The organism is Pseudomonas sp. TYF_14 (assembly GCF_043105275.1).
GTDB lineage: Bacteria > Pseudomonadota > Gammaproteobacteria > Pseudomonadales > Pseudomonadaceae > Aquipseudomonas > Aquipseudomonas alloputida.
On sequence record NZ_JBICLK010000016.1, the window covers coordinates 158,883 to 166,641 of the forward strand.

At 55.9% G+C, this 7,759-nt stretch carries 10 protein-coding genes, 4 tRNA genes and 1 rRNA gene; all 15 read right to left on the reverse strand.

The genetic code is table 11. From position 1 onward, the window contains the following. Positions 1-64 precede the first annotated feature (64 nt). The gene (rplL, locus tag ACF8O8_RS05165) at positions 65-430 is read right to left on the reverse strand and encodes a 50S ribosomal protein L7/L12 (RefSeq protein WP_003255496.1); all 366 of its coding nucleotides are present in this window, start codon (positions 428-430) and stop codon (positions 65-67) included. A gap of 77 nt (positions 431-507) precedes the next feature. Next, entirely contained in the window at positions 508-1,008 is a 501-nt protein-coding gene (gene rplJ, locus ACF8O8_RS05170; RefSeq protein ID WP_003255497.1) for a 50S ribosomal protein L10, read from the reverse strand. A 197-nt stretch (positions 1,009-1,205) separates the two neighbouring features. After that, positions 1,206-1,901, reverse strand: coding sequence for a 50S ribosomal protein L1 (gene rplA / locus ACF8O8_RS05175; RefSeq protein ID WP_003255499.1), 696 nt, complete (start codon positions 1,899-1,901; stop codon positions 1,206-1,208). Further along, complete coding sequence (gene rplK, locus ACF8O8_RS05180; protein ID WP_003255500.1) at positions 1,901-2,332, reverse strand: 50S ribosomal protein L11; 432 nt, start codon at positions 2,330-2,332, stop codon at positions 1,901-1,903. The genes rplA and rplK overlap by 1 nt, the downstream gene beginning before the upstream one ends. Before the next feature lie 119 nt (positions 2,333-2,451). Beyond that, positions 2,452-2,985: a transcription termination/antitermination protein NusG gene (gene nusG, locus ACF8O8_RS05185; RefSeq protein ID WP_003255501.1), complete on the reverse strand. Its 534-nt coding sequence runs from the start codon at positions 2,983-2,985 to the stop codon at positions 2,452-2,454. 9 nt (positions 2,986-2,994) lie between these two features. Beyond that, positions 2,995-3,363 (reverse strand): preprotein translocase subunit SecE, encoded by a 369-nt coding sequence (gene secE / locus ACF8O8_RS05190; protein ID WP_010951773.1) that lies wholly within the window; start codon positions 3,361-3,363, stop codon positions 2,995-2,997. Between the two features lie 44 nt (positions 3,364-3,407). Beyond that, a tRNA-Trp gene (locus tag ACF8O8_RS05195) sits at positions 3,408-3,483 on the reverse strand. A 54-nt stretch (positions 3,484-3,537) separates the two neighbouring features. Next, positions 3,538-4,731, reverse strand: a complete 1,194-nt coding sequence (gene tuf / locus ACF8O8_RS05200; protein ID WP_003255489.1) for an elongation factor Tu — start codon at positions 4,729-4,731, stop codon at positions 3,538-3,540. A gap of 78 nt (positions 4,732-4,809) precedes the next feature. Then, positions 4,810-4,885: transfer RNA gene (locus ACF8O8_RS05205), tRNA-Thr, on the reverse strand. 29 nt (positions 4,886-4,914) lie between these two features. Next, positions 4,915-4,988, reverse strand: a tRNA-Gly gene (locus tag ACF8O8_RS05210). 24 nt (positions 4,989-5,012) lie between these two features. Then, positions 5,013-5,096, reverse strand: a tRNA-Tyr gene (locus ACF8O8_RS05215). A gap of 152 nt (positions 5,097-5,248) precedes the next feature. Next, entirely contained in the window at positions 5,249-5,674 is a 426-nt protein-coding gene (locus ACF8O8_RS05220; protein WP_014589472.1) for a hypothetical protein, read from the reverse strand. Positions 5,675-5,681: 7 nt separating this feature from the next. Further along, positions 5,682-6,431 (reverse strand): pantothenate kinase, encoded by a 750-nt coding sequence (locus ACF8O8_RS05225; protein ID WP_010951771.1) that lies wholly within the window; start codon positions 6,429-6,431, stop codon positions 5,682-5,684. Continuing rightward, positions 6,421-7,380, reverse strand: a complete 960-nt coding sequence (birA, locus tag ACF8O8_RS05230; protein WP_010951770.1) for a bifunctional biotin--[acetyl-CoA-carboxylase] ligase/biotin operon repressor BirA — start codon at positions 7,378-7,380, stop codon at positions 6,421-6,423. The genes ACF8O8_RS05225 and birA overlap by 11 nt, the downstream gene beginning before the upstream one ends. Positions 7,381-7,565: 185 nt before the next feature. Beyond that, positions 7,566-7,681, reverse strand: a 5S ribosomal RNA gene (rrf, locus tag ACF8O8_RS05235). Between the last annotated feature and the right edge of the window lie 78 nt (positions 7,682-7,759).

Sequence of the window (7,759 nt, forward strand, 5' to 3'; positions counted from 1 at the left end):
GTGGCATAAGCCACCAGCCATCAGCCTTTCGCTCAACGCTCAGGCTGGCATCGCAAGGTCGAGATTACTTCAGCTCGACTTTAGCGCCTGCTTCTTCCAGCTTCTTCTTAGCGTCTTCAGCGGCTTCTTTCGAAACGCCTTCAGCTACAACCTGAGGAGCGCCATCGACTTTCTCTTTGGCTTCTTTCAGGCCCAGACCGGTCAGTTCGCGAACGGCCTTGATCACGTTCACTTTCTTGTCGCCGGCTTCAACCAGAACAACGTTGAACTCGGTCTGCTCTTCAACAACGGCAGCAGCAGCAGCTGGGCCAGCAGCGGCAACAGCAGCGGTAACGCCGAAGGTTTCTTCCATTGCTTTGATCAGCTCAACAACTTCCAGAACGGTTTTCTGGCCGATTGCTTCGATGATTTGTTCGTTAGTCAGAGACATGACTTAAATCCTGTATTGGGGTGACAGCCTACGCAGCCATCAAATTAAACGTATGATTTTGAAAGAATTCGCGCGCCTTAGGCGGCGGTAGCTTCTTTCTGGTCGCGAATGGCTGCCAGAGTACGAGCCAGCTTGCTGGTGGCGCCTTGAATAACGCTCATCAGTCGTGCAATAGCTTCGTCGCGGGTCGGCAGGGTAGCCAACACGTCGATCTGGTTCGCTGCAATGAAATTGCCGTCAAACGCAGCTGCCTTGATCTCGAACTTGTCCTGACCCTTGGCGAACTCTTTGAACAGACGAGCAGCAGCGCCCGGGTGTTCGTTGGAGAAAGCAATCAGGGTCGGGCCTTTGAACGCGTCGTTGAGGATCGAGAATTCGGTGCCTTCAACAGCGCGCTTGAGCAGGGTATTACGCACTACACGTACGTATACGCCAGCTTCGCGGGCCTCTTTACGGAGTCCGGTCATTGCGCTTACAGTCACACCACGGGCATCAGCCACGACAGCGGACAGAGCGACTTTGGCAGCCTCGTTGACTTCAGCGACGATGGCCTTCTTGTCTTCGAGTTTAATTGCCACGGGTTTACTCCTGGTTTTTACCGTTTCATCTGGCCGAGGCCGGATGTCGTTTTGGTGTCTGATTCGGTAACGAATCGGGAGCACCATCTGCGTGGGCTGATGTTTTAAGGCTTGCGCCGCCTACGGTCTTGGATAGCCCCCGCCAGGCAGGGACCCCAATTTTTGCTGGCGGCGCGACTGGTCGCGCCGCCATGTTCTTACACGTTCAGCGAGCTCTGATCGATGACCAGACCTGGGCCCATGGTGGTGCTCAGGGTAACGCGCTTAACGTAGATACCTTTCGAGGAAGCTGGCTTGATACGCTTCAGGTCAGCGATCAGGGCTTCAACGTTTTCCTTCAGCTTGTCAGCTTCAAAGCCGATCTTGCCAACGGAGGTGTGGATGATACCGTTTTTGTCGGTACGGTAGCGAACCTGACCAGCCTTGGCGTTTTTCACGGCAGTGGCTACGTCTGGGGTCACGGTACCAACTTTCGGGTTAGGCATCAGGCCGCGAGGACCCAGAACCTGACCCAGCTGACCTACAACGCGCATGGCATCAGGCGATGCGATAACGACGTCATAGTTCAGGTCGCCGCCTTTCATTTCGGCAGCCAGATCGTCCATACCTACGCGATCAGCGCCGGCAGCCAGAGCAGCTTCAGCTGCTGGACCCTGGGTGAAGACAGCAACGCGAACGGTCTTGCCAGTGCCGTGTGGCAGCACGGTAGCGCTACGTACGACCTGGTCGGATTTACGCGGGTCAACACCGAGGTTAACGGCGATGTCGTAGGACTCGACGAACTTGGCAGCAGGCAGCGAGGCCAGCAGAGTTGCCGCTTCTTCGAAGTTGTAGGCCTTGCCTGCTTCGATTTTCTCGGCGATTGCCTTTTGGCGCTTGGTCAGCTTAGCCATTACACACCCTCCACGTTCAGGCCCATGCTGCGGGCAGAGCCAGCGATGGTGCGTACAGCAGCGTCCAGGTCAGCGGCAGTCAGGTCAGCCTGTTTGGCTTTCGCGATGTCTTCCAGCTGAGCACGGGTAACGGTACCGACTTTAACGGTGTTCGGGCGAGCCGAACCACTGGTCAGGCCAGCAGCTTTCTTCAGCAGAACCGAGGCAGGGGTGCTCTTGGTCTCGAAGGTGAAGCTACGGTCGCTGTAGACAGTGATGATCACTGGAGTCGGCAGGCCGGCTTCTTGACCCTGGGTACGGGCGTTGAAGGCCTTGCAGAATTCCATGATGTTCACACCATGTTGACCCAGTGCTGGACCAACGGGTGGGCTTGGGTTGGCCTGGCCGGCCTTAACTTGCAGCTTGATGTAAGCCTGAATCTTCTTAGCCATGAGCTACTCCAAAATCGGGTACGAACGCCTGATGGCTCCCCGGATGACTTGCGTTTTATCCCAGTGACGACAAAACCCCGCAGCACACAGGGCTGCGGGGTATGGGATGCTTCGTCCGCCTAGACCTTTTCGACCTGGCTGAACTCGAGCTCCACCGGAGTAGAGCGACCGAAAATGAGCACCGCAACCTGCAGGCGACTCTTTTCGTAGTTAACTTCTTCGACACTACCATTGAAGTCAGCGAACGGACCATCAATGACTCGAACCACTTCACCTGGCTCGAACAGCGTCTTGGGCTTCGGCTTATCGCTACCGTCAGCAACGCGACGCAGGATGGCCTCAGCTTCTTTATCGGTAATCGGCGCAGGCTTGTCAGCAGTACCGCCAATAAAGCCCATCACGCGAGGGGTGTCCTTGACCAAGTGCCAAGTCCCTTCATTCATCTCCATCTGGACCAGTACATAGCCAGGGAAGAATTTACGCTCACTCTTGCGCTTCTGGCCGTTGCGCATTTCGACGACTTCTTCGGTCGGGACCAAGATCTCGCCGAAACCGTCTTCCATGCCAGCCAGCTTGACGCGCTCGATGAGGGAGCGCATTACATGCTTCTCGTAACCCGAGTAAGCATGCACAACATACCAACGCTTAGCCACGGGACACCTTTAGCCAACGATCAAGGAGACCGCCCAGCCGAGCAGGGAGTCGAGCCCCCACAGCAGCAGTGCCATAACCAGCACGACAGCCACGACAATCAGCGTGGTCTGGGTGGTTTCCTGGCGGGTCGGCCACACGACTTTACGAATCTCGGTACGAGCTTCCTTCGCCAGCGCAAAGAACGACTTGCCCTTCGCAGTCTGCAGAGCTACAAAGCCCGCGACAGCAGCAAGGACGAGAAGTACAAGAACGCGATACAGGATTGGAGAGCCGGAGTAATATTGATTACCCACAACACCAACAACCACCAAAGCCACTACAGCCAGCCACTTGAACAGATCAAAACGCGATTCTTGGGCTTCAGTTTTGGGGGTCATCGAGGAGGATCCTGTAAGAAGAAAGCCATCACACCGAGGTGAAATGGCAGGTCAGGAGGGAATCGAACCCCCAACCTACGGTTTTGGAGACCGTCGCTCTGCCAATTGAGCTACTGACCTGTAACGCTGTATCAGGCCGGCCATTATACCGGCCTGATCAAGTAAATCAACTACTTATTCAATAATTTTTGCTACGACGCCGGCGCCGACGGTACGACCGCCTTCACGGATAGCGAAGCGCAGACCGTCTTCCATTGCGATGGTCTTGATCAGGGTAACAGTCATCTGAATGTTGTCACCTGGCATTACCATTTCAACGCCTTCCGGCAGTTCGCAGTTACCGGTCACGTCAGTGGTACGGAAGTAGAACTGTGGACGGTAGCCTTTGAAGAACGGAGTGTGACGACCGCCTTCTTCCTTCGACAGGACGTAGACTTCTGCGGTGAACTTGGTGTGCGGCTTGACCGAACCTGGCTTGACCAGAACCTGGCCACGCTCAACGTCGTCACGCTTGGTACCACGCAGCAGAACGCCGCAGTTCTCGCCAGCACGACCTTCGTCCAGCAGCTTGCGGAACATCTCAACACCGGTGCAGGTGGTGGTGGTGGTGTCACGCAGACCAACGATTTCCAGCGGATCCTGAACGCGGACGATGCCACGCTCGATACGACCGGTAACAACGGTACCACGACCCGAGATCGAGAACACGTCTTCGATCGGCATCAGGAACGGCTGGTCGATAGCACGAACTGGCTCAGGAATGTAGCTGTCCAGAGTTTCTACCAGCTTCTTGACAGCGGTAGTGCCCATTTCGTTGTCGTCTTTGCCTTCCAGCGCCATACGAGCGGAACCGATGATGATCGGAGTGTCGTCGCCTGGGAAGTCGTAGGTGGACAGCAGGTCGCGAACCTCCATCTCGACCAGTTCCAGCAGCTCAGCGTCGTCTACCAGGTCAGCCTTGTTCAGGAAGACCACGATGTACGGAACGCCTACCTGACGGGACAGCAGGATGTGCTCACGGGTTTGTGGCATCGGACCATCGGCGGCCGAGCAAACCAGGATCGCGCCGTCCATCTGGGCAGCACCGGTGATCATGTTCTTCACGTAGTCAGCGTGACCTGGGCAGTCAACGTGAGCGTAGTGACGAATGGTCGAGTTGTACTCGACGTGAGCGGTGTTGATGGTGATACCGCGCGCTTTTTCTTCCGGAGCCGAGTCGATCTTGTCGAACTCAACGATTGCCGAACCGAAAACTTCGGAGCAAACGCGAGTCAGAGCTGCGGTCAGAGTGGTCTTACCGTGGTCAACGTGGCCGATAGTGCCGACGTTAACGTGGGGAAGGGAACGATCAAACTTTTCCTTAGCCATCGATACAATCCTCCGCAGAAGAAATAGTCTTGCACTGATAAAACAAAGGCAGATATTTTCATATCTGCCTTGTTTATATGGAGCTCTTGAGCGGACTTGAACCGCTGACCTCACCCTTACCAAGGGTGTGCTCTACCAACTGAGCTACAAGAGCGAAACACTTTGTGCAAAATCCGGCAAACTTGGAGCGGGTAGCGGGAATCGAACCCGCATCATCAGCTTGGAAGGCTGAGGTTCTACCACTAAACTATACCCGCGGAGCTTGCGGCTCTCGCTAAAACTGGTGGAGGGAGAAGGATTCGAACCTTCGAAGCTCTCGCAACGGATTTACAGTCCGTCCCCTTTGACCGCTCGGGAATCCCTCCAGATGTGGCCGGCATTCTATTTGTCTGCCGTCCTAGTGTCAAGCGTTTTTTCAAATTTTTTCAATCAAATCTGAAACTTAGCTGCTTTGACACCGCTTCCAGTTCTACCACCTGAGTGGTGTTCCCTGTGAAGCGGGCGCCATTCTATCAAGCTATTCGTCAGTTGCAATACCCTGGCAGAAAATAATTTTATGTTTTAAGTCTTTGAAATCATTGGAAAGAGCCAAGAGCACCGTTTGGTCCAGCAAACGCTCGCTTTCCGGAGCAACCTTGAGCCAGCGACCATCCGCCCCCGGCAGCTGTCCTGATACCGGCAAGGTGGCAATATCCAGACTCAGCAGGCGTTGACGCAGCGCATCCAACTGCTCCTGCCCCTTCACGCCACCGACCACCAGGCATTCATCACGACGCTTGGGCGGTGCCGACACACCTGTTTCACGCAACAGACGGATTTCTTGCTGATTCCCCTTGTACAGCGACAACGGGGCGACTTCCTTGACCTTCAGCGGGGCTTCCTGCTGATGCCATACGTAATAAAAGACGTTGAGCACCAGTAACAGCAGAAACAACCAGCGCATAGGCACCTCAATCCAATGGACAAGCCATTGCCAGGCCAACGAAAACCAGGTCAGGCACGACCCGCGCCTGTGGCAGGGCCGCCCTCACCAGTGGCGCATCACCGCCAGTGAGGAACACGGTGAACTCCTCACCCCATAGCACACGAGCCTGCTCAAGCTGGGTGTAGGCAAAGCCCTGGAGCATCAATACGCAACCGCGCTCTACCGCTTCGACAGTCGAGCGACCTGGTGACAAGCTGCTCAATGCGCGCTCCGCGGAGGCATCGTCATAGCGGATCCGACGGGTGTGAGTGCGCAGCTGGCTACGCATCAATGGCATACCTGGGCAGATGTAGCCCCCAAGATGCTCGCCATCTGCAGAAACGAAGTCCGCTTTTGCCGCGGTACCCAGGTCAATCACCAGGCACGCGCCCTTGGCCAGGTGAAATGCCCCCAACGCCGCCAGCCAACGATCCATACCCAGGCGCTGATAGTCGTCATAGCCATTGCGCACACCTGCCATTTCACGGACAGGGTGGGCAACCTTCGCCTGCACGGCAAATGCCTGAGCAATCAACGCGCAAAGCGCATCGGTCTCTTCTTCGCTGCGCACACTGACAATACGGCAACCCGTGAGACGCACTGAAGCGAGCGCAGCCACTTCCGCCACCAGCGCCTGATCGGAATCGACGATCCCACCACCTTCAATCACAGCATCGGCAACATGGATCACCCGCCACTTGATGAAGCTGTTACCGCAATCGAGCTCAAGAATCATCACGCAACCTCAAACTGAGCTCACCACCACTGAAGCTCTTTTCCATCCCGTCCACCTCAAGGCGCAAACCACCCTGCCCGTCGACGCCAAGAACCACGCCATCAATACGTGTACTACCAGCAACCAGCGATACATTGCGCCCCTGCCACAAGTGCGCCTGCTCCCACTCCTCCTGGAATGCGGCAAAGCCGTAGCGACGATGACGCGCCAATTCGTGCTGTAGCTGCTGACTGAGCAGCGCGACCAAGTGATTGCGATCTATGGCTGCACCAACCTCACGCCGCATAGAAGTCCACTGCTGATCGACCTGTTCGTTCACCTGCATGTTTACATTGATACCAATGCCTAGCACCACATGACAGACATCTGCAGGATCGCCTACCAATTCCAGGAGAATCCCGGTGATCTTCTGCCCACGTACCAACACATCGTTAGGCCATTTGAGCCCGACATCCTTTACACCGAACGCCTGCAAGGTGCGCATTACCGCCAACCCCACTACCAAGCTCAACCCCTCGAGCTGACGCATGCCTCCATCGACGCGCAGGACCAGGCTGTAATAGAGATTTTCAGCAAATGGGCTGACCCACTGCCGGCCGCGCCGACCGCGTCCGGCGCTCTGGCGCTCAGCCAGAACCAGGAATGGAGCCGCCTGCCCTTCACTGGCAAGGCGCAAGCCTTCGGCATTGGTCGAATCGATGGTTTCGTGGATGAATACCGGCCACTGTTCGCCCACGGCGAATCCGGCGATTGCCTGCGCCTCAAGCAACGCCAGTGGCGCGGCCAACTGGTAACCGCGCCCACGAACTTTGTGAATGGTGAGGTTCAGCTCACTTTCCAGATGCTGCAGCTGTTTCCAAACTGCGCTGCGACTCACCCCTAGGGCTGCCCCCAGAGCTTCTCCGGAATGGAACCGACCGTCCTTGAGGAGATTCAACAACTTCAGCATGCCAGTCTCGACTTGGAATAAGGCAGGCATGATAGCCATGGGCTGTTGGCTTGCATAGGAAAAGGGCCTGCAGGAGAGGCCGCGTATCGCAATCACAGGGAGGAGCATTGGCAAGGCCAGGATTTTTAAGCCCACAAAGACAAAACCCCTACCTGCGTGCGCAGATAGGGGTTTTGCGAAATGAATCTTGACGATGACCTACTCTCACATGGGGAAACCCCACACTACCATCGGCGATGCATCGTTTCACTACTGAGTTCGGGATGGGATCAGGTGGTTCCAATGCTCTATGGTCGTCAAGAAATTCTGTTGCCGGAATGTCCAGATGGACAGCCCAGCGAATTCGGATATGCGATATTTGCGAAGCTCTTGTGTAAAG

Bases quoted from the DNA above. Each gene is read 5' to 3' on its own strand.
- birA (WP_010951770.1), bottom strand. From the start codon at position 7,380: ATGCTGAAGTTGTTGAATCTCCTCAAGGACGGTCGGTTCCATTCCGGA.
- secE (WP_010951773.1), bottom strand. From the start codon at position 3,363: ATGACCCCCAAAACTGAAGCCCAAGAATCGCGTTTTGATCTGTTCAAG.
- tuf (WP_003255489.1), bottom strand. From the start codon at position 4,731: ATGGCTAAGGAAAAGTTTGATCGTTCCCTTCCCCACGTTAACGTCGGC.
- ACF8O8_RS05225 (WP_010951771.1), bottom strand. From the start codon at position 6,431: ATGATTCTTGAGCTCGATTGCGGTAACAGCTTCATCAAGTGGCGGGTG.
- rplL (WP_003255496.1), bottom strand. From the start codon at position 430: ATGTCTCTGACTAACGAACAAATCATCGAAGCAATCGGCCAGAAAACC.
- rplK (WP_003255500.1), bottom strand. From the start codon at position 2,332: ATGGCTAAGAAGATTCAGGCTTACATCAAGCTGCAAGTTAAGGCCGGC.
- ACF8O8_RS05220 (WP_014589472.1), bottom strand. From the start codon at position 5,674: ATGCGCTGGTTGTTTCTGCTGTTACTGGTGCTCAACGTCTTTTATTAC.
- rplA (WP_003255499.1), bottom strand. From the start codon at position 1,901: ATGGCTAAGCTGACCAAGCGCCAAAAGGCAATCGCCGAGAAAATCGAA.